General features: G+C 59.8%; 20 protein-coding genes. 4 read left to right on the top strand and 16 right to left on the bottom strand.

Going from position 1 to position 21215, the window contains the following annotated elements; translation table 11 throughout:
- Nucleotides 1–3 precede the first annotated feature (3 nt).
- The 3 genes from QNH97_RS05725 to QNH97_RS05715 form a co-directional block, all read right to left on the bottom strand.
- Entirely contained in the window at nucleotides 4–648 is a 645-nt protein-coding gene (locus QNH97_RS05725) for a hypothetical protein (protein ID WP_283555979.1), read from the bottom strand.
- Nucleotides 649–668: 20 nt separating this feature from the next.
- On the bottom strand, nucleotides 669–851 hold the full coding sequence (locus QNH97_RS05720) for a Com family DNA-binding transcriptional regulator (RefSeq protein ID WP_283555978.1): 183 nt from the start codon (nucleotides 849–851) through the stop codon (nucleotides 669–671).
- A 466-nt stretch (nucleotides 852–1317) separates the two neighbouring features.
- Nucleotides 1318–2052: a LexA family transcriptional regulator gene (locus QNH97_RS05715; RefSeq protein WP_283557431.1), complete on the bottom strand. Its 735-nt coding sequence runs from the start codon at nucleotides 2050–2052 to the stop codon at nucleotides 1318–1320.
- A gap of 625 nt (nucleotides 2053–2677) precedes the next feature.
- Here QNH97_RS05715 and QNH97_RS05710 point away from each other — a divergent pair.
- The 3 genes from QNH97_RS05710 to fdxA all read left to right on the top strand — a co-directional run bounded on the left by QNH97_RS05710 (nucleotide 2678) and on the right by fdxA (nucleotide 7141).
- On the top strand, nucleotides 2678–3031 hold the full coding sequence (locus QNH97_RS05710; protein WP_283555977.1) for a DUF6124 family protein: 354 nt from the start codon (nucleotides 2678–2680) through the stop codon (nucleotides 3029–3031).
- A 1076-nt stretch (nucleotides 3032–4107) separates the two neighbouring features.
- Nucleotides 4108–6675: a DNA mismatch repair protein MutS gene (mutS, locus tag QNH97_RS05705; RefSeq protein WP_283555976.1), complete on the top strand. Its 2568-nt coding sequence runs from the start codon at nucleotides 4108–4110 to the stop codon at nucleotides 6673–6675.
- A 142-nt stretch (nucleotides 6676–6817) separates the two neighbouring features.
- On the top strand, nucleotides 6818–7141 hold the full coding sequence (fdxA, locus tag QNH97_RS05700; RefSeq protein ID WP_207283723.1) for a ferredoxin FdxA: 324 nt from the start codon (nucleotides 6818–6820) through the stop codon (nucleotides 7139–7141).
- Nucleotides 7142–7651: 510 nt separating this feature from the next.
- Here fdxA and rpoS read toward each other — a convergent pair.
- The 8 genes from rpoS to QNH97_RS05660 all read right to left on the bottom strand — a co-directional run bounded on the left by rpoS (nucleotide 7652) and on the right by QNH97_RS05660 (nucleotide 14778).
- Nucleotides 7652–8659 (bottom strand): RNA polymerase sigma factor RpoS, encoded by a 1008-nt coding sequence (gene rpoS / locus QNH97_RS05695; protein ID WP_003198289.1) that lies wholly within the window; start codon nucleotides 8657–8659, stop codon nucleotides 7652–7654.
- A 106-nt stretch (nucleotides 8660–8765) separates the two neighbouring features.
- Nucleotides 8766–9614, bottom strand: coding sequence for a peptidoglycan DD-metalloendopeptidase family protein (locus QNH97_RS05690; protein WP_283555975.1), 849 nt, complete (start codon nucleotides 9612–9614; stop codon nucleotides 8766–8768).
- A gap of 211 nt (nucleotides 9615–9825) precedes the next feature.
- Entirely contained in the window at nucleotides 9826–10461 is a 636-nt protein-coding gene (locus QNH97_RS05685) for a protein-L-isoaspartate(D-aspartate) O-methyltransferase (RefSeq protein ID WP_170862085.1), read from the bottom strand.
- A 41-nt stretch (nucleotides 10462–10502) separates the two neighbouring features.
- Nucleotides 10503–11252, bottom strand: a complete 750-nt coding sequence (surE, locus tag QNH97_RS05680; RefSeq protein WP_283555974.1) for a 5'/3'-nucleotidase SurE — start codon at nucleotides 11250–11252, stop codon at nucleotides 10503–10505.
- Nucleotides 11240–12298, bottom strand: a complete 1059-nt coding sequence (gene truD, locus QNH97_RS05675) for a tRNA pseudouridine(13) synthase TruD (protein ID WP_283555973.1) — start codon at nucleotides 12296–12298, stop codon at nucleotides 11240–11242. Before truD ends, surE begins: the two co-directional genes overlap by 13 nt.
- Nucleotides 12295–12768 (bottom strand): 2-C-methyl-D-erythritol 2,4-cyclodiphosphate synthase, encoded by a 474-nt coding sequence (gene ispF / locus QNH97_RS05670; RefSeq protein WP_283555972.1) that lies wholly within the window; start codon nucleotides 12766–12768, stop codon nucleotides 12295–12297. The genes truD and ispF overlap by 4 nt, the downstream gene beginning before the upstream one ends.
- Nucleotides 12769–12811: 43 nt before the next feature.
- Nucleotides 12812–13657: an S-formylglutathione hydrolase gene (gene fghA, locus QNH97_RS05665; protein ID WP_283555971.1), complete on the bottom strand. Its 846-nt coding sequence runs from the start codon at nucleotides 13655–13657 to the stop codon at nucleotides 12812–12814.
- An 8-nt stretch (nucleotides 13658–13665) separates the two neighbouring features.
- A complete protein-coding gene (locus tag QNH97_RS05660; RefSeq protein WP_123342531.1) occupies nucleotides 13666–14778 on the bottom strand; it encodes an S-(hydroxymethyl)glutathione dehydrogenase/class III alcohol dehydrogenase in 1113 nt (370 codons plus the stop codon).
- 107 nt (nucleotides 14779–14885) lie between these two features.
- Between QNH97_RS05660 and QNH97_RS05655 the strand changes: the two genes are divergently transcribed.
- Nucleotides 14886–15782, top strand: a complete 897-nt coding sequence (locus QNH97_RS05655) for a LysR substrate-binding domain-containing protein (protein WP_025212131.1) — start codon at nucleotides 14886–14888, stop codon at nucleotides 15780–15782.
- A gap of 176 nt (nucleotides 15783–15958) precedes the next feature.
- Here QNH97_RS05655 and ispD read toward each other — a convergent pair whose 3' ends face one another.
- From ispD to pyrG, 5 genes are all read right to left on the bottom strand, one after another.
- Complete coding sequence (gene ispD, locus QNH97_RS05650) at nucleotides 15959–16666, bottom strand: 2-C-methyl-D-erythritol 4-phosphate cytidylyltransferase (RefSeq protein WP_283555970.1); 708 nt, start codon at nucleotides 16664–16666, stop codon at nucleotides 15959–15961.
- Nucleotides 16663–16941 (bottom strand): cell division protein FtsB, encoded by a 279-nt coding sequence (gene ftsB / locus QNH97_RS05645; RefSeq protein ID WP_025212129.1) that lies wholly within the window; start codon nucleotides 16939–16941, stop codon nucleotides 16663–16665. Before ftsB ends, ispD begins: the two co-directional genes overlap by 4 nt.
- A 171-nt stretch (nucleotides 16942–17112) precedes the next feature.
- The gene (eno, locus tag QNH97_RS05640) at nucleotides 17113–18402 is read right to left on the bottom strand and encodes a phosphopyruvate hydratase (protein WP_028237207.1); all 1290 of its coding nucleotides are present in this window, start codon (nucleotides 18400–18402) and stop codon (nucleotides 17113–17115) included.
- A gap of 247 nt (nucleotides 18403–18649) precedes the next feature.
- On the bottom strand, nucleotides 18650–19495 hold the full coding sequence (kdsA, locus tag QNH97_RS05635) for a 3-deoxy-8-phosphooctulonate synthase (protein ID WP_283555969.1): 846 nt from the start codon (nucleotides 19493–19495) through the stop codon (nucleotides 18650–18652).
- Nucleotides 19496–19499: 4 nt separating this feature from the next.
- Complete coding sequence (pyrG, locus tag QNH97_RS05630) at nucleotides 19500–21131, bottom strand: CTP synthase (protein ID WP_283555968.1); 1632 nt, start codon at nucleotides 21129–21131, stop codon at nucleotides 19500–19502.
- Nucleotides 21132–21215 lie beyond the last annotated feature (84 nt).

Here is a 21215-nt window from a genome sequence, read left to right as displayed (position 1 = left end):
CGCTTATCGAGTGATGAGCATGTCGACGCTGGTCGCGTCGCAGGAGTTGTTGGCCTTCCTGTCGATGACCAGATAAAGCGAAGACGTCGGCGTAACCGCTACGCTATTCAACATAAACGTAGTGCTGCCGCCGTTTGCCAGGCTTCCGGACTGGATCACGGTGTCACCCAGGTTCAGCGACCAGCCAATCCCATCCCCGCAGGCGTTATGCAGGTCGTTGACCCGACCCAGCACGTTGATGTTGCCGGTGACAGGACTGGCCCAACGGAAGATGCTCTGGCTGTTGGTGCCGGGATGTGTGGCTACGTCGCCCTGCTTGAATACGAAACTGGTGCCTGAACCAGTGAAGGTGAAGTTTGCGTTGGGAATGGAAATCCAGGCTCCCGTAGCATCGTCCCGCCAGCAGGTGGTCGGCTTGCCATTACATGTCCCCGCCTGGAACGCAGGGAAGAGTGTGTAGTTTGCCGAGGCGTTCACGCCCGATTTGTTTTGCATGAAGGACCAGGGCGAACCGGCCGGTGCGGCTTCGGTCATCAGATACATGTCCCGCGCCAGATTCCACGACATGGCCGTATCAGCCCAGGTGTTCAGGGATACGAAGGGCGACAGAAACGCAGTCGCCAGGAGGAATTTTTTGAGCATTTTCATTTTTCTTACCTCGATGAATGTCATTGGGTACGGAGTGCAGGGTCTATTCCGCACGCTGTTCGCTCGCCGGCGTTCACTCGAGGCTCAACGGCCTTCACATGATTCAACGTCCCACACCTGGAACATTTGATCTGGAGTTCGGTGTTCTCGCCCATGCGGGCCAGAAGTCTTTTGCAGTGACCGCATCTGAAATCCTTCAGCATTGAAAGCCCTCCACTGGCGGCGGTATGTGTTTGAACGCACCTCACGGCACAGGCATTCCAAAAAGCCCGGTTGCCCAGGCTTTTCAGTAATGCGCTTGATCTTTCGGCGCGACTGGCGCGGTACGGATCCATTCAAATTGTTTTTCCGACCGCGGTCCCTGCCCGCCGGATAACTGCTTCTGGTGCTTTACGCTGCACACCCGGGTCAGTTGCCAACCCTCTGAACCGTTAAGGCCGGTTCATCGCTGCCTGTTGGTGGAACTAAAGAGCTTTGTTGCCAGCCGCTTTGTCGAGCGGCTTGGACACAGAATATGCATGGATGCATATACAGTCAATGCGTAAATGCATTTATTTATGCATGACTCATGCATCAGCGCATCAACACTCAATGGATACGGGGGATAGCCGATTTTCAGAGGCGAAAAAAAACCCGCACGGTGGCGGGTTTTATCTGACAACGGAGGGGTTAACGGGCGTACATGCCCCACCAGAAGACGTGGCCGAGGATGACGATCTGCTCATCCTGCATTTCCTGGAAGGTGTAGTCCTCATCCGGATGCTCGTCGCGGTTGAAGCTGCGCAGACGGATGCCGGTAGGCAGGCGGTAAAGCTGCTTCACTCGCAGTTGGCCGTTGTGATTGATGGCGTAGAGGTCACCGTCGACGATGTCGCCGATCCCGCATTTGCCTGCGTTCACCCCGACCGTGGCACCGTCGCGCAGCACCGGCAACATGCTGTTGCCGCGCACCGTCACGCACTTGGCCTGGTCGAACTGCACGCCGTTATGCCGCAGGCTGCGCTTGCCGAAGCGCAGGCTTGAGCGCTCGCTTTCCTCAATGACGAATCTTCCTGATCCAGCAGCCAATTCAACCTCACGCAGAAAAGGGACCGACACCTCGTCTTCCTCGACGGGCGTTTCGTCATCCCACAGGCTTATGTCCTTGAGTTCGGAATGCGACTCGACGCGGCGGCTAAGGCCCGCGGGCGCAACGTCCGCGCGCCCGCGCAACTGGTCGGTGCTCACGGCGAAGTACTCGGCGATCTTCGAAATGTGTTTATCCGAAGGGTCGACGATCTTGCCGCTGAGGATCCGCGAGAGGGTGGACTGAGGCACGCCGGTACGCCGGTGAAGCTCCGTGGGGGAGATCCCGTGCTGATCGAGCAATGCTCTTAATACGGTAGAAACGTTGCGTTTTTGCATAACGCGCATAGTGCTTGTTCTTTTCGCAGAAGACAAATGCTGTTTTGCATAAACATGCATATCGATGAAGAAACCATTCACTCAAGCTCGGCCCGATCCACCGTGGCGAGGGAGCTTGCTCCCGCTGGGCTGCGCAGCAGCCCTAAAAAACCTCCAATCACTGAGCATTCGGCGAATTGGGCTCAGTGCTTTTGGGCGCGCTACGCACGCCAGCGGGAGCAAGCTCCCTCGCCACGGGTTCAATCCAATCCTTGAATTGGGAAATTTCCCCTACAACCTCTTGGGAAATCCCTCGATCCGCGTCCTTCAAATGTGCGACACCAGGCTACATCGCCTTGCGCCTCTGCCTACGACTACGCCAGAATCCGCCGGCTTGTCCACCTTGGATCCCATCGGTACTTTGGTTCTTGTCACTGCCCATCAGTGATCGGGTTTAGTAGCTCGATATCCAAGATGTTCATTGCTCCATTCAGTCAGGTACTCCTGCACTCAATGGTGGCTGTGCGCAGGGCGCCTTCGGGTGCGCCGGTTTCTTGGATCCCCGGTCTACTAACCTGCGTACAGCTGCCACCCTCTTCGTTTAGTAGCGAATCGGTGGCGGCTCCAACTCAAGGATCTAAGAAGCATGTTCAAGAACACTCCGAATCCCCCAGACGATCACGTCTCCCGCAGCCAGTCTGCCAACGCCAAAAAACTCGACGAAGCCGCTACCCGCGCCCTGGACTATTACCTCAAACCGAAAGCCGACAAAGAAACATCCGACACACTCGATACCCTTTTCATCATCGCCCCCAACATCGACGCCGAATGCCTGCTCGCCAACCTCAGCGAAACCCTGGCCTCGGCCAATGCGATGGTCAGTGATCTGGCATTCGACCTGGAGGGCTCGCGACGGCATATCGCGTTGGGGGTCCAGCAGATGATTGAGTTGGGGCAGTTGCTGGCGAATCGGGCGTTGGATGTGGTTGAAGTGAGGTAGGCATTCATGATGCAGGCCGAGGCCTAAGAGAAGCCCGAGTAATCATTGTGGGAGCGAGCTTGCTCGCGATAGCGGTAGTCCAGTTACAACTAAGTTGTATTGGCAGCCGTCATCGCGAGCAAGCTCGCTCCCACAGTTGGATCGGGATACAGCCGGAGAAACAGGCCGGCTATCAGGCCGCCTTCGCGAGCAGGCTCGCTCCCACAATTGGATCGGGGCACAGCCGCAGAGATAGGCCGGCTGTCAGGCCGCCTTCGCGAGCAGGCTCGCTCCCACAGTTGGATCGGGGTACAGCCGGAGAAACAGGCCGGCTGTCAGGCCGCCTTCGCGAGCAGGCTCGCTCCCACAATTGGATCGGGGCACAGCCGCAGAGATAGGCCGGCTGTCAGGCCGCCTTCGCGAGCAGGCTCGCTCCCACAGTTGGATCGGGGTACAGCCGGAGAAACAGGCCGGCTGTCAGGCCGCCTTCGCGAGCAGGCTCGCTCCCACAGTTGGATCGGGGTACAGCCGGAGAAACAGGCCGGCTGTCAGGCCGCCTTCGCGAGCAGGCTCGCTCCCACAGTTGGATCGGGGTATAGCCGGAGAAACAGGTCGGCTATCAGGCCGCCTTCGCGAGCAGGCTCGCTCCCACAGGAGGAACGCGGTCCCACCAAGAATCAGGCCGCCTCGCGGTGGACGTTGATCTCGGCGCCCCATTAACCACGCTGGCTGAACGAAGGTATTGCGCAGTGGGCAAACCGGCATGGATGCCGGGTTAGCCGCGCTGGGCCATGGATGGCCCTTCGCGGCGGCCCACGGAGCGATGCCTTCGTTCAGGCATGCCGAGCCTAGGCGAGGCACCGAGTGGTGGGGCAAAAGCGCTTTGCTTACTTTCGCGCTCTTCGAAAGTGAGCCGCCGTAAGGGCGGAACCATAAGTAGCCGTTACCGCAGCAACGGATATGCACACAATCCCAAACGCTGGGTCCCACCAGACCACCCATGTTAACCTTGCGCCCATCGCGGAAAAGCCGGGCCAATGCCCCTCCTTTTGCCCTACACCTTTCAACGAGCTTCCCTGACACCGATGAATACAGCCGTGAACGACCTGTCCTCCCACACGCCCATGATGCAGCAATACTGGCGCCTGAAGAATCAGCACCCCGATCAGCTGATGTTCTACCGCATGGGCGACTTCTACGAGATCTTCTACGAGGACGCGAAGAAGGCCGCCAAGTTGTTGGACATCACCCTGACGGCACGTGGGCAATCGGCGGGCATGGCGATTCCGATGTGTGGGATTCCTTACCACGCAGCGGAAGGTTACCTGGCGAAACTGGTCAAGCTCGGCGAGTCCGTAGTGATTTGCGAGCAAGTCGGCGACCCGGCCACCAGCAAAGGGCCAGTGGAACGCCAAGTCGTACGGATCATTACGCCGGGTACGGTCAGTGATGAAGCCCTGCTGGATGAACGCCGGGACAACCTGATCGCCGCAGTCCTGGGGGATGAGCGCTTGTTCGGCCTGTCGGTGCTGGACATCACCAGCGGCAACTTCTCGGTGCTGGAGATCAAGGGCTGGGAAAACCTGCTGGCCGAACTGGAGCGGGTCAACCCGGTAGAACTCCTGATCCCGGATGACTGGCCCAAAGACCTGCCGGCGGAAAAACGCCGTGGCGTGCGTCGTCGGGCGCCGTGGGATTTCGAGCGTGATTCGGCGCTGAAAAGTCTCTGCCAACAGTTTTCCACTCAGGACCTCAAGGGCTTCGGCTGCGAAAACCTGACCCTGGCCATTGGCGCTGCCGGTTGCTTGCTGGCCTACGCCAAGGAAACCCAGCGCACCGCCCTGCCTCACTTGCGCAGCCTGCGTCACGAGCGCCTGGATGACACGGTGGTACTGGACGGCGCGAGCCGCCGCAACCTGGAGCTGGACACCAACCTGGCCGGCGGGCGCGACAATACCCTGCAATCGGTGGTCGACCGCTGCCAGACTGCCATGGGCAGCCGCCTGCTCACCCGCTGGCTGAATCGTCCGCTACGGGACCTGACGGTGCTGCTGGCGCGCCAGACCTCCATCACCTGCCTGCTGGACCGTTATCGCTTCGAGCAACTGCAACCACAGCTCAAGGAAATCGGTGACATCGAGCGGATCCTGGCCCGTATCGGCCTGCGCAACGCCCGTCCCCGGGACCTGGCGCGCCTGCGCGATGCCCTCGGCGCCTTGCCCGAGCTGCAAGTGGCGATGACCGATCTCGAGGCGCCGCACCTGCAGCAACTGGCGAGCACCACCAGCACTTATCCGGACCTGGCCGCGCTGCTGGAAAAAGCCATTATCGACAACCCGCCGGCGGTGATCCGTGACGGTGGCGTGCTAAAAACCGGCTATGACGCCGAACTCGACGAGTTGCAGTCGCTGAGCGAGAACGCCGGTCAGTTCCTGATCGACCTCGAAGCCCGGGAAAAAGCCCGTACCGGCCTGGCCAACCTCAAGGTTGGCTACAACCGTATCCACGGCTACTTCATCGAGTTGCCGAGCAAGCAGGCCGAACAGGCCCCAGCCGACTACATTCGCCGCCAGACCCTCAAGGGCGCCGAGCGCTTCATCACCCCGGAACTCAAGGCCTTCGAAGACAAGGCGCTGTCGGCCAAGAGCCGTGCCCTGGCCCGGGAAAAGATGCTCTACGAAGCGCTGCTCGAAGACCTGATCAGCCAACTGCCGCCGTTGCAGGACACCGCCGGCGCCTTGGCGGAACTGGACGTGCTGAGCAACCTGGCCGAGCGCGCGCTGAACCTGGACCTCAACTGCCCGCGCTTCGTCAGCGAGCCGTGCATGCGCATCAGCCAGGGCCGCCACCCGGTGGTCGAGCAGGTACTGACCACGCCGTTCGTGGCCAACGACCTGAGCCTGGACGACAACACGCGCATGCTGGTGATCACCGGTCCGAACATGGGCGGTAAATCCACCTATATGCGCCAGACGGCACTGATCGTGCTGCTGGCCCACATCGGCAGCTTCGTGCCGGCGGCGAGTTGCGAGTTGTCTCTGGTAGACCGGATCTTCACCCGGATCGGCTCCAGTGATGACCTGGCCGGCGGACGCTCGACTTTCATGGTGGAAATGAGCGAAACCGCGAACATCCTGCACAACGCCACCGAACGCAGCCTGGTGCTGATGGACGAAGTCGGACGCGGCACCAGCACCTTCGACGGCCTGTCCCTGGCCTGGGCGGCGGCCGAACGGCTGGCGCACCTGCGGGCCTACACGCTGTTCGCCACGCATTATTTCGAACTCACCGTGTTGCCGGAAAGCCAGCCACTGGTGGCCAACGTGCACCTCAACGCCACCGAGCACAACGAGCGCATCGTGTTCCTGCACCACGTGCTGCCCGGCCCGGCCAGCCAGAGCTACGGCCTGGCGGTGGCGCAACTGGCCGGTGTACCCAGCGAAGTGATCAGCCGTGCCCGCGAGCACCTGAGCCGTCTGGAAACCACCAGCCTGCCCCATGAAGCGCCGCTCCCGACCAAGGGCAAACCGGCCGTACCGCAGCAAAGCGATATGTTCGCCAGCCTGCCGCATCCGGTGCTCGATGAACTGGCCAAGCTTGACCTGGACGACCTGACGCCACGTCGGGCGCTGGATTTACTCTATACATTGAAGACACGGATCTAACGCACAGGCTTTCAAGCTGTTAGAATCTCGCGCGGTTTGGGATGCTGCAGGCAATTAGCCTGGTCTGCAGACTATCGCTCCTGAACCTGGCGAGCCCACCGTAAAGGGGTTCCGCTGCCGCCGCCTGAGGAGAGAATTAGAAATGACCTTCGTCGTCACCGACAACTGCATCAAGTGCAAGTACACCGATTGTGTAGAAGTCTGTCCGGTGGACTGCTTCTACGAAGGCCCGAACTTCCTGGTCATTCACCCGGACGAGTGCATCGACTGCGCCCTGTGTGAGCCGGAATGCCCTGCCGTGGCCATCTTCTCCGAAGATGAAGTGCCCGCTGGCATGGAGAATTTCATCGAGTTGAACGCCGAACTGGCGGACATCTGGCCGAACATCACCGAGAAGAAAGATTCCCTGCCGGACGCCGCTGAGTGGGATGGCAAGACTGGCAAGCTCGCAGACCTCGAACGCTGATCGCTCCTGAGCTCATCGAAAAGGCCCCTTGCGGGCCTTTTTGCTTTCTCGGATTCAACAAATCGCAGGCAAAAAAAAGGGGCGGTTTGACCCGCCCACATTTTTTCCCTAATCCCTTTGATCCTTTTCATCGTCCTGATGAATCGCGTCCTGCGATCTCCTTCCTTCCCCATCGTCCGTGACGGGTGTGTCTGTCCGTCGACACAGGACTGATATTAGTGTTTTACCCGCCGAGTGCAATTCCCCGGATACCGTCGACTGTCTCTGTCATGATACAGCCACAAATAAAATCACCTTATAAATCAGAAAGTTAAAGAGATACGACAACTTTTATAGTCGTCTATCCCGTGCACGGGAATCCGAACGCTTACGCAACACTAGGCAAAAGCTTACACGCCGAATCTATAAATAGAAAAGGCTGAGGAACGCATGGCGCAGTGCCCAATACATCTGCTCAGAAACGAAAAAGCCCCGAACCAGTCGGGGCTTTCGCTGCTGCACTCGCGTTCGTTACTGGAACAGCGACTCACTCGAGAGGCCATTTTTCTCCAGGATCTCCCGGAGACGCTTGAGCCCTTCCACTTGGATCTGCCTGACGCGCTCACGTGTCAAACCAATCTCCAGGCCTACATCTTCAAGGGTGCTGCTTTCATGACCGCGCAAGCCGAAGCGGCGAATCACCACTTCCCGTTGCTTGTCGGTGAGTTCCGACAGCCATTGGTCGATGCTCTGGGACAAGTCATCGTCCTGGAGCAACTCGCATGGGTCGGTGGGGCGATCGTCGGTCAGGGTGTCCAGCAGGGTCTTATCCGAATCCGGCCCCAGCGAGACGTCCACCGAAGAGACCCGCTCGTTGAGCCCAAGCATGCGCTTGACCTCCCCTACCGGTTTTTCCAGCAGGTTGGCTATCTCTTCGGGTGAAGGTTCATGGTCGAGTTTTTGGGTCAACTCACGGGCGGCCCGCAGGTAGACGTTCAGCTCCTTGACCACGTGAATCGGCAACCGGATGGTCCGGGTCTGATTCATGATCGCTCGTTCGATGGTCTGGCGAATCCACCAGGTGGCGTAGGTCGAGAAACGGAAGCCTCGCTCAGGGTCGAATTTCTCGACGGCGCGAATCAAGCCCAGGTTGCCCTCTTCGATCAGATCCAGCAGCGAAAGCCCGCGATTGACGTAGCGTCGGGCGATTTTCACCACCAGGCGCAGGTTACTTTCAATCATGCGTTTTCGACCGGCCGGGTCGCCACTTTGCGACAGGCGCGCAAAATGAACTTCTTCCTCGGGAGAGAGCAGCGGCGAGAAACCGATTTCGTTGAGGTACAGCTGAGTGGCGTCAAGCGCCCGGGTGTAATCGATGTACTTATGTTGTTTAAGTGAAGCGGAGTGTTTGGATTTGGCACGAACGGAAGGTGGAGTCGCCCCTTCATCATTCGACATCGAATCCATAGCGATGCCGGTCTCCATAAGGAGAACCTCATCGTCGATGTCAAACTCCGGCACTTCTTTACTGAGAGCCATTGTTATAGTCCTTTGGTGAGTTCGACCTCAAGCTCAAGCGACGCCTTTATCCTTGGCAACGCTGGAGCCTGTTCCCTCTACGTGACGGAACAGGCTGACAATCAAATCAACGACGTGGCAGGAATTGCAGCGGATCGACTGGCTTACCTTGTCGGCGAATCTCAAAATGCAGTTTCACCCGGTCTGTTCCCGTTGATCCCATTTCGGCAATTGTCTGTCCGACCTTGACCTGCTGCCCCTCCCGAACCAACAGCCTGCGGTTGTGACCGTAGGCACTGACGTAGGTATCGCTGTGTTTGATGATCACGAGTTCGCCGTAGCCCCTTAAACCACTCCCGGCGTACACAACCGTGCCATCAGACGCGGCTAAAACAGGCTGTCCCAAATCCCCGGCGATATCAATTCCTTTATTCAAACTACCGTTTGAAGAGAATTTTCCAATGAGAACGCCATTAGAAGGCCATCCCCAGCCTGTCGGGGCGGGGCCCGCCGGAGGCATCGGCGCGGGGGTCGGTTTGCTCGCGACGGACGGTACTGTCGCCGTTGCAGCCCCCGCCGGTCGACGAATGACGGTGGTTTTACTCGATGATGAAGCCGACGAACCCGACTGCGTGACCACTGCGGTAGGCGCTGAACCGCTGCGGCCGTCAAAGCGAATTGTCTGACCCGGATGGATTGTGTAAGGCGCAGGAATGTTGTTGCGCGCGGCGAGGGCCTTGTAGTCCCAGCCGTAGCGAAAAGCGATGGAAAACAGCGTATCGCCGCGACGGACTACATACTGACCGGTCGTTACTGTAGGACGTTGTGGCGCCGCATTATTATTGCGATCGACCACCCGGACGTTCCCCGACGGCGTACTGGAACAACCAACCAGCAAGGTACTCAAGACAAGGCCAGTCACCAGGCGCTGAAAGCTCGTGATACCCATACGCTGCGCAATGACTGTGAGACTCACCCGCCGCTCCCTTTGTGGTGGCTGAAAAATTGGAAACTGCCTGTCCAGGCAGAGGTGATACAAATATAGCTGGCCGCAACAACGCTTCTATTAATGAAGCGACAAGGGCCTGCGCACACGTTTGCTCGACGCCGTTGACCGCTGTTCAACAAACCGGTGCCGCTGTAAGACACAGCCAATGCCACGGAATTCAGCGTTTGTTTATAAATGCTCAGGCCAATGGCCCATTGAGCAATGGCACAAACCGCACGGCCCCGAGAACGTGTCGGGAAAAACCATGCTCTTCTCGCACGATCAGCATCAACTGCTGGACTTCCCCCGCCCCCACCGGAATCACCAGGCGCCCACCGGGAGCGAGTTGATCCAGCAAGGCCTGGGGTACATCGGTGGCGACGGCGGTGACGATGATACCGTTATAAGGTGCCAGGGCCGGCCAGCCTTCCCAACCATCGCCCCAACGAAACACCACGTTGCGCAGGTTCAGCTCGACCAGGCGCTCCTTGGCGCGGTCCTGCAGGACCTTGATCCGCTCGACGGAAAACACCCGTTCCACCAGTTGCGACAATACTGCCGTCTGATAGCCCGACCCCGTACCGATCTCCATCACCTTGTCCAACGGCCCTGCTTCCAACAGCAACTCGCTCATGCGAGCCACCATATAGGGCTGGGAAATGGTCTGGTTGTGGCCGATCGGCAACGCCGTGTCTTCGTAGGCACGATGGGCCAGGGCCTCATCGACGAACAAATGGCGTGGCGTGCGGCGAATCACTTCCAACACCTGGGCGTTGGACAAGCCTTCTTCGTAAAGTCGCTGGATCAACCGTTCCCGGGTGCGTTGGGAGGTCATCCCAATCCCGCGACGCAGCATATCGTCTTGCTCACGAGCCATCAGCGCAGCCCCTCCAGCCAGCCATCGAGCGTTCGAAAGGCGTCGTTGAAGGTGCGGTCGAGCTGCAACGGTGTGATCGAGACATAACCTTGCATCACTGCATGGAAATCCGTACCCGGCCCGCCATCCTCGGCATCACCGGCGGCGGCGATCCAGTAACCGGCCTTGCCCCGCGGATCGACCACGTGCATGGGCTGGGCGGCGCGGGCGCGATGACCCAGGCGCGTGAGCTGGATGCCACGGATGTGATCGAGCGGCAGGTTCGGGATATTCACGTTCAGCACCGTGCGCGGTGGCAGGTCCAGCTCACCGTGGGCCTCGACCAATTTACGGGCGAAGTAGGCAGCGGTTGGCAAGTTATCCACCTGCCGAGAAACAAACGAAAAGGCAAACGACGTTTTCCCCAGGAAGCGACCTTCCAGGGCGGCGGCGACCGTGCCGGAATACAGCACATCATCACCCAAGTTTGCGCCCAGGTTGATGCCTGATACCACCATGTCCGGCGCCCGCTCCAGCAGGCCATTGATACCCAAGTGCACGCAATCGGTCGGTGTCCCGTTGAGGCTGATGAAGCCGTTATCCAGATAGCAGGGGTGCAAAGGACGGTCGAGCGTCAGCGAGCTGCTGGCGCCGCTTTTGTCCTGGTCCGGAGCGATTACCACGCACTCGGCAAAATCCGCCAGCGCAGCATAAAGCGCGGCAAGACCGGGTGCAGTCACCCCGTCGTCGTTAGAAATCAGAATACGCATGGGCTGTCCGTCTGCCCCACCGGCACCAGATCGACGAGTTCGCGCACCAAGACAGTGGCGAAACATCCGGCCGGCAGGACGAATTCCAATTGCAGAATGTCAGGCTGGGGATAATGCCACGACAGCCCGCCAATGGGCAGTCGCAGGATGCGACGTTCGTGACTCATTCCCGCGTTTATCAACCAGTCTCGCAAATCGGCTTCGCGCTCGGCGATGGCCTGTTCCAGCTCAAAGGTCGCGCCGGCCGTAGGCGAAGGCCCTTCGCCCCACTGCGGTCCGGTCGGGTGCAGATCGAGGATCGCCAGGCGTGGATCGCTGCATTCAGCCTCGCCCGCCGGGAAAAAACTGCGGCTGTCGGTGAAGGCCAGCAAGTCGCCCACCTGGGCCTGCTGCCAGGTCCCGTCGGCCACTCGTGCCGCCAGCACCCGGTTGAACAGAAAACTGCGAGCTGTGGACAGCAGGCGCGAGCGCACATTGCGCTGTTCCGGCAAGGCCTTGCGCGCCGCCCAGGCACGGGCATCGACGACGTTACCGCCGTCATGCCCAAACCGTTGGGTACCGAAATAGTTGGGGATGCCCTGGCGAGCAATCTGTTGCAGCCGAGCATCGATGGCGGCCACGTCACCCTTGAACTGGGTCAGGCGCAGAGTAAAACCGTTTGCCGAGTGCGCGCCGCGTTGCAGTTTGCGTTTATGCCGACCGGTCTTGAGGATTTTCAGCGTGTCATTCTCTGCCGCCGACAGGTCCGGGTCAGCCTTGCCGGGCAATTGGACGCTGAACCATTGGCGGGTCAGGGCCTGTCGGTCCTTGAGCCCGGCGTAGCTGACGGTGCGCAACGGCACGCCGGCGGCCTTGGCAATTCGCCGAGCGGCTTCTTCGGTGTTCAAGCCGCGTTTTTCCACCCAGATCCACAGATGCTCACCATCGCCGGTCAAGGGGATGTCGAGCACTTCATCGACCTGGAAATCTTCAGCGGTGGCCTTGAGTACCGCACTGCCCAGCGGTTCGCCGTAGGCACGGGGCCCCAACAGTTCCAGTTCGGTCATGGGCGCAGCAACAAGGCGACGCTATGGACGGCAATGCCTTCCTCGCGACCGACGAAGCCCAGCTTCTCGGTGGTGGTGGCTTTCACGTTCACTTGGTCCAACTCAACTTGAAGGTCCTCGGCAATCAGCTGCCGCATCGATTCGATGTGCGGCGCCATTTTCGGCGCCTGGGCGACGATGGTGCTATCGACATTGCCGACTTTCCAGCCCTTGGCGTGGATCAGCGAAACCACATGACGCAGCAGCACGCGGCTGTCGGCGCCCTTGAATTGCAGGTCGGTGTCCGGGAAATGCTTGCCGATGTCACCCAGGGCAGCCGCGCCGAGCAATGCATCGCTCAAGGCATGCAGCAGGACATCACCGTCAGAATGCGCGAGCAGCCCGAAGCCGTGTGCAATACGCACGCCGCCCAGAGTAATGAAATCGCCTTCAGCGAAACGGTGAACATCGTAGCCGTGGCCAATACGCATAAAAAAACGCCCCGATTTTTGTCAGGGCGTGATTCTACCTGCATTAGACGTTTAGAGCGCGTGCATGATGCTGCAAGTGATCATCGATAAAGCTGGCAATGAAGAAGTAGCTGTGGTCGTAGCCCGGTTGCAGGCGCAACTCCAGCGGATGACCGGCGGACTTGGCGGCTTGGCGCAGGGCTTCAGGCTTGAGCTGGTTGGCCAGGAAGTCATCGCGATCGCCCTGATCCACCAGCAGTGGCAACTTCTCGCCAGCTTCGGCGATCAGTGCGCAGGCATCCCACTCGCGCCATTTCGAACGATCTTCCCCCAGGTAGCGAGAGAAGGCCTTCTGGCCCCATGGGCAATCCATCGGATTGTTGATCGGTGAAAAAGCCGACACCGAACGATAACGCCCCGGGTTGCGCAAGGCGCAGACCAATGCACCATGTCCGCCCATGGAATGACCACTGACACCGCGTTTATCCGAGGCCGGAAAATGCGCTTCAACCAGCTCCGGCAATTCCTGCACGACGTAGTCATGCATCCGATAGTGCCGCGCCCACGGATCCTGCGTGGCGTTCAGGTAAAAGCCTGCGCCCAGGCCAAAGTCCCAGGCACCGTCCGGATCGCCCGGTACGTCGGCGCCGCGCGGACTGGTGTCGGGCGCGACAATGATCAACCCCAACTCGGCGGCCATGCGCTGGGCACCGGCCTTCTGCATGAAGTTTTCATCGGTACAGGTCAGTCCGGACAACCAGTACAGGACAGGCAATTTGCCGCCCTGCTCGGCTTGCGGCGGCAGGTACACGGCAAACACCATGTCACAACCGAGCACTTCGGAACGGTGCCGGTAACGCTTGTGCCAGCCGCCGAAGCTTTTCTGGCAGGAAATGTTTTCAAGGCTCATGACCGACCTCAGAAATGAATAACGGTACGGATGCTCTTGCCTTCATGCATCAGGTCGAACGCCTTGTTGATATCTTCCAGGCCCATGGTGTGGGTGATGAAGGTATCCAGCGGGATTTCGCCCTTCTCGGCCATCTCCACGTAGCTCGGCAACTCGCTGCGACCGCGCACGCCGCCAAACGCCGAACCGCGCCAGACGCGCCCGGTCACCAACTGGAATGGGCGGGTAGCAATTTCCTGACCGGCCCCGGCCACGCCGATGATCACCGACTCGCCCCAACCCTTGTGGCAGCATTCCAGCGCAGCACGCATCAACTGGACATTGCCGATGCACTCGAAGGAAAAGTCCACGCCGCCATCCGTCATGTCGACGATGACTTCCTGGATCGGACGGTCGAACTCTTTCGGGTTGACGCAATCGGTGGCGCCCAGTTGCTTGGCAATTTCGAACTTGGCCGGGTTGATGTCGATAGCGATGATGCGCGATGCCTTGGCCTTCACGGCGCCAATCACTGCCGACAGGCCGATGCCGCCCAGGCCAAAGATGGCCACGGTGTCACCCGGCTTGACCTTGGCGGTGTTGAGTACCGCACCGATACCGGTGGTGACGCCACAACCCAACAGGCAGACTTTTTCCAGCGGGGCTTCCTTGGGGATCTTCGCGACGGAGATTTCCGGCAACACAGTGTATTCAGAGAAGGTCGAGGTGCCCATGTAGTGGAAAATCGTCTCGCCCTTGTAGGAAAAGCGCGAAGTGCCATCTGGCATCAGGCCTTTACCTTGGGTGGCGCGAATCGCCTGACACAGGTTGGTCTTGCCCGACTTACAGAATTTGCACTGGCCGCACTCCGGCGTGTACAGCGGAATCACATGGTCGCCCACCGCGACCGAGGTCACGCCCTCGCCGATGGCTTCGACAATGGCGCCGCCTTCATGGCCGAGGATCGACGGAAAAATCCCTTCCGGATCGGCGCCCGACAGGGTGTAGGCATCGGTGTGGCAGACGCCGGAAGCCACCACGCGCAACAGCACTTCGCCCGCCTTGGGCATGGCGACGTCGACTTCAACGATTTCCAGCGGTTTCTTGGCCTCGAAGGCAACGGCAGCGCGCGACTTGATCATCCGGTCTCTCCAGCAAATAAAAACAAGACCGGGAGTGTAATCCTCCTCTGGACGATGAATAATCCGATCAAAAGCAAAACATTATTGCTGTATAGGGATAATCGCGCATGTCCGATAACCGCTGGGAAGGGATCGACGAATTCGTCGCCGTGGCCGAATGCAGCCAATTCACGGCAGCGGCCGAACGTCTCGGGGTTTCCTCTTCCCACATCAGTCGACAAATCGTACGGCTTGAAGAGCGTCTACAGACACGGCTGCTTTATCGCAGCACCCGCCGAGTCACCCTGACCGAGGCCGGCCAGACCTTTTTGCAGCATTGCCAACGCCTTCAGGATGGACGCGAGGAAGCCCTGCGCGCGGTGGGTGATCTCACCAGCGAACCCAAGGGTATGTTGCGAATGACCTGCGCCGTGGCTTATGGCGAGCGGTTCATCGTGCCGCTGGTGACGCGGTTCATGGGGCTCTACCCGCAGCTGCGGGTGGACATCGAGTTGAGCAATCGCCCGCTCGACCTGGTTCACGAATCGCTGGACCTGGCGATTCGCCTTGGCCGCCTGCAGGACTCACGCCTGGTTGCTACGCGTCTGGCACCGCGGCGCATGTACCTGTGCGCTTCGCCGTCCTACCTGGAACGTTATGGTCGGCCCCATAGCCTGTCGGAATTGAGCCGTCACAACTGCCTGATTGGCAGCTCCGATATCTGGCAGTTGGAGCAGAACGGGCGGGAATTTTCCCAGCGGGTACAGGGAAACTGGCGTTGCAACAGTGGGCAGGCGGTGCTCGATGCGGCGCTGCAAGGTGTGGGGCTGTGTCAGTTGCCGGATTATTACGTGCTGGAGCATTTGCACAGCGGCGCGTTGATTTCGCTGCTGGAGGCTCATCAGCCACCGAACACCGCGGTGTGGGCGCTGTATCCGCAGCAACGGCATCTGTCGCCGAAGGTGCGTAAGTTGGTGGAGTACTTGAAAGAGGGGTTGGCGCAGCGGCCGGAGTATCGGGGTTAAAGTCAGCTGGCTTCTGTCAGTGATTTATCAGGTGCCTGATCTATTGCCATCGCGAGCAAGCTCGCTCCCACACTTGATCTCAGTGGATATCTATTTTGTGAACAGCCTAGGTCCTGTGTGGGAGCGAGCTTGCTCGCGATGGGCGCGACACGGTTTCGGAACTGATCAGAAGTTGATTAGCGACGACCAGCCCAGTGCCGACGCAACCACTCCAGATCCTCGGGTCGCGTGATCTTGATGTTATCGGCCCGCCCCTCAATCAACCGTGGCGCCTGCCCGGCCCATTCCATGGCGGAGGCTTCGTCGGTAATCAGCGCATCCGCCACCAGGCTGTCGGCCAGGGCCCGATGCAAAGCGCCGAGGCGGAACATCTGCGGCGTGTACGCCTGCCAGATCACGCTGCGATCGACGGTTTCCAGCACGCGCCCCTGCTTGTCGACGCGTTTGAGGGTGTCTCGCGCCGGAACAGCCAAAAGACCGCCGACCGGATCACTCGCCAATTCACTGAGCAAGGTATCCAGGTCGTCCCGGTCCAGGTTCGGCCGGGCAGCGTCGTGCACCAGCACCCAATCGAAATCGTCGGCGCCTTGCTCATGCAGGTGCAGTAATGCGTTGAGTACCGAATCCGAACGCTGTTCGCCGCCGTCCACGCGCTGGATACGCGGGTCGCTGGCACAGGCCAGGGTCGGCCAATAGGGATCATCGTGTGCAACGCTGACCACCACGCCCTTGACGGTGGGATGGTCGAGGAAACAGCCGAGGCTGTGTTCAAGAATAGTGCGCCCGCCCAGTTGCAGGTATTGCTTGGGACGGTCCGCAGCCATACGGGCACCGACGCCCGCGGCAGGAATCACGGCCCAGAAGGCCGGCAAACGGATACTCATTGGGCCAACTGGTAGAGGGTTTCACCCTCCTTGACCATGCCCAATTCATGGCGAGCCCGCTCTTCAACGGTCTCCATGCCTTTTTTCAACTCGCTGACCTCGGCGTCCATCACCCGATTACGCTCCAGCAATGCTTCGTTTTCAGCGTGCTGGTCGGCGATTTGCTGAGTCAGGTCGGCCACTTGCGCCAGACTGCCATTGCCCACCCACAGGCGGTACTGCAGGCCAGCCAGCAACAGGAGCAAGACAAGAAACAACCAATTGGGACTGCGCATCGAATATCAGGTATCCAGTGAAAAAAGACAGCCATGCCAAACTTTGAAACGTCTGATAGCACGAAGCCTGGAAAAACCAGGCTTGTGCTTGATAAGGCATCAGATTAGAGGCAAAACCGCCGCCAGGGCGACCTTTTCGACACAATCCGCTGTCTTTTTACCATTTACTGCTCAGCCGCGAAACTCGGCGCGACCGTTGTACTTGGCCTTGCCGTTCAACTGCTCTTCGATACGCAGCAGTTGGTTGTACTTGGAAACGCGGTCGGAACGGCACAGCGAACCCGTCTTGATCTGGCCCGCCGCAGTGCCCACGGCCAGGTCGGCAATGGTCGAGTCTTCGGTTTCGCCGGAGCGGTGGGAGATCACAGCCGTGTAGCCGGCGGCCTTGGCCATCTGGATGGCTTCCAGGGTTTCGGTCAGGGTGCCGATCTGGTTGAACTTGATCAGGATCGAGTTGGCGATCTTCTTGTCGATGCCTTCTTTCAGGATCTTGGTGTTGGTCACGAACAGGTCGTCACCCACCAGCTGGGTTTTCTCGCCGATCTTGTCGGTGAGGATTTTCCAGCCTGCCCAGTCGGACTCGTCCAGACCGTCTTCGATGGAGATGATCGGATAGCGTTCGGTCAGGCCCTTGAGGTAGTCGGCAAAACCTTCGGCGGTGAATACCTGGCCTTCGCCGGACAGGTTGTACTTGCCGTCTTCGTAGAACTCACTGGCGGCGCAGTCCAGGGCCAGGGTCACGTCGGTGCCCAGTTTGTAGCCAGCGTTGGCCACGGCTTCGGAGATCACTTTCAGCGCGTCTTCGTTAGACGCCAGGTTCGGTGCGAAACCGCCTTCGTCGCCAACGGCGGTGCTCAGGCCACGGGCCTTCAGCACGGCTTTGAGGTGATGGAAAATCTCGGTGCCCATGCGCAGGCCTTCGGAGAAGGTCTTGGCACCCACCGGCTGCACCATGAATTCCTGGATGTCGACGTTGTTATCGGCGTGCTCGCCGCCGTTGATGATGTTCATCATCGGTACCGGCATCGAGTAGACACCTGGGGTACCGTTGAGGTTGGCAATGTGTGCGTACAGCGGCAGGTCCTGGTCCTGGGCAGCGGCCTTGGCAGCAGCCAGGGACACGGCGAGGATCGCGTTGGCGCCCAGGGTGGCTTTGTTCTCGGTACCGTCGAGCTTGATCATCGCGTGATCGAGGGCTTTCTGGTCGGCAGGATCCTTGCCCAGCAACAGGTCGCGAATCGGACCGTTGATGTTGGCGACGGCTTTCAGCACGCCTTTGCCCAGGTAACGGCTCTTGTCGCCATCACGCAGCTCCAGCGCTTCGCGCGAGCCAGTGGAAGCACCGGACGGCGCACAGGCGCTGCCGATGATACCGTTATCGAGAAGCACGTCCGCTTCAACAGTGGGGTTGCCGCGGGAGTCGAGAACTTCACGACCTTTGATGTCGACGATTTTTGCCATTGTTGTAAACACTCCAAAGTTGACTAGAACGTTGCAGAAAACTTGCTCACGCTCAGCTGCGATGCAGCCAAGAGCCTGGATGGGGAGCGCTTCGCGCTCCAGCGGGAGCAAGCTCCCTCGCCACAAAGAGCAGTGCGGCCCGACGATGGCGCCTGGAGGACGTCATCGCAGGCCAGGCTCCCACAAGAGCAGTGCGGCCAGCGGGCCAGAGCGATAATCGAGCGGTACTTTACCGGAGAAAACCGCGTTACGCGGTTTCTATCGTCGGAAAACCCTTGACCAGTTCGTCCAACGCCTTGAGCTGAGACAGGAACGGTTCCAGCTTGTTCAAGCGCAAGGCACAAGGGCCGTCGCACTTGGCATTGTCCGGGTCCGGGTGGGCCTCGAGGAACAGACCTGCCAGGGATTGGCTCATGCCAGCCTTGGCCAGGTCAGTCACCTGGGCGCGACGGCCACCGGCGGAGTCGGAACGACCGCCAGGCATTTGCAGCGCGTGCGTCACGTCGAAGAACACCGGGTATTCGAACTGCTTCATGATGCCGAAGCCGAGCATGTCCACCACCAGGTTGTTGTAGCCGAAGCTCGAACCACGCTCGCAGAGGATCAACTGGTCATTCCCGGCCTCTTCGCATTTGCTCAGGATGTGTTTCATTTCCTGGGGGGCGAGGAACTGGGCTTTCTTGATGTTGATCACCGCGCCGGTCTTGGCCATTGCGACCACCAGGTCGGTCTGGCGCGACAGGAAGGCCGGCAACTGGATGATGTCGCAGACCTCGGCAACCACAGCGGCCTGCGCCGGCTCGTGGACGTCGGTGATGATCGGCACACCGAAAGCTTGCTTGATGTCCTGGAAGATCCGCATGCCTTCTTCCAGGCCAGGGCCACGGTAGGAGGTTACGGAGGAACGGTTGGCCTTGTCGAAACTGGCCTTGAAGACGTAAGGCATGCCCAGTTTCTGGGTGACCTTCACATACTCCTCGCAGACCTGCATCGCCATGTCGCGGCTTTCCAGCACGTTCATGCCGCCGAACAGCACCATGGGTTTGTCGTTGGCAATCTCGATGTCGCCGACGCGAATGATCTTCTGGGCCATCGTTTTATGCCTTTTTCTGGTGTTGAGCCAAAGCGGCTTTCACGAAACCACTGAACAGTGGATGACCGTCCCGTGGCGTCGAGGTGAACTCGGGGTGGAACTGGCAGGCGACGAACCATGGATGATCCGGGGCCTCGACCACTTCGACCAATGCGCCATCACCGGAACGACCGGAGATTTTCAGGCCGGCCTCAATCAGTTGCGGCAGCAGGTTGTTGTTCACTTCGTAGCGATGGCGATGACGCTCGACAATCACATCCTTGGCGTAGCAGTCATGCACCAGGGAACCGGCTTCGAGCAGGCAATCCTGGGCGCCGAGGCGCATGGTGCCGCCCAGGTCGGAGGCTTCGGTGCGGATTTCCACGGCGCCGGTGGCATCTTCCCACTCGGTGATCAGCCCCACGACCGGATGGCCGCTGGCGCGGTCGAACTCAGTGGAGTTGGCGTCTTTCCAGCCCAGCACATTACGGGCGAACTCGATGACTGCCACTTGCATGCCCAGGCAGATACCCAGGTAAGGCACTTTGTTTTCGCGAGCGTACTGCACCGCGGTGATCTTGCCTTCCACGCCCCGCAGGCCGAAACCGCCCGGCACGAGGATCGCATCGGCGCCTTCGAGCAGACCGGTGCCCTGGTTCTCGATGTCTTCGGAATCGATGTAGCGCAGGTTGACCTTGGTGCGGTTGCTGATGCCGGCGTGACTCATGGCCTCGATCAGCGACTTGTAGGCGTCCAGCAACTCCATGTACTTGCCGACCATGGCGATGGTGACTTCGTGTTCCGGGTTGAGCTTGGCATCGACCACCGCTTCCCATTCGGACAGGTCGGCACCGGCACACTGCAGGCCGAAGCGCTCGACGACGAAATCGTCCAGGCCCTGGGAGTGCAAGATGCCCGGGATCTTGTAGATGGTGTCGGCGTCTTCCAGGCCGATCACCGCACGCTCTTCAACGTTGGTGAACTGGGCGATCTTGCGACGCGACGAGATGTCGATCGGGTGATCGGAGCGGCAGATCAGCACGTCTGGCTGCAGGCCGATGGAACGCAGTTCCTTGACCGAGTGCTGGGTAGGCTTGGTCTTGGTTTCGCCCGCAGTGGCGATGTACGGGACCAGGGTCAGGTGCATCAGCATCGCGCGCTTGGCGCCGATTTCGAAACGCAACTGGCGGATGGCTTCGAGGAACGGCTGGGACTCGATGTCGCCCACGGTACCGCCGATCTCGACCATCGCCACGTCGGCATCGCCAGCACCCTTGATGATGCGGCGCTTGATTTCATCGGTGATGTGCGGGATGACCTGGATGGTCGCGCCCAGGTAGTCACCACGACGCTCCTTGCGCAGCACGTGTTCGTAGACACGGCCGGTGGTGAAGTTGTTGTTCTGGGTCATGGTCGTGCGGATGAACCGCTCGTAGTGGCCCAGGTCCAGGTCGGTCTCGGCGCCGTCGTGGGTGACGAACACTTCACCGTGCTGGAACGGGCTCATGGTGCCCGGGTCAACGTTGATGTACGGGTCCAGCTTGAGCATGGTGACCTTAAGTCCCCGCGCCTCCAGGATGGCCGCCAATGAAGCCGAGGCAATGCCTTTCCCCAATGAAGAAACAACACCGCCCGTGACGAATATGTAGCGCGTCATGAAAAACCCTAGAAGTCTGCGTTAAAGCGGTCCGAGCCGCCGGGGAAAGCGAAGGAAGGCCGAAGCCCCCGATCACCTGCATTA

It is taken from the genome of Pseudomonas sp. G2-4 (assembly GCF_030064125.1).
Taxonomy (GTDB): domain Bacteria; phylum Pseudomonadota; class Gammaproteobacteria; order Pseudomonadales; family Pseudomonadaceae; genus Aquipseudomonas.
The sequence above is the reverse complement of the archived record's forward strand: the minus strand, read 5'-3'. Positions and strand labels throughout refer to the sequence as shown.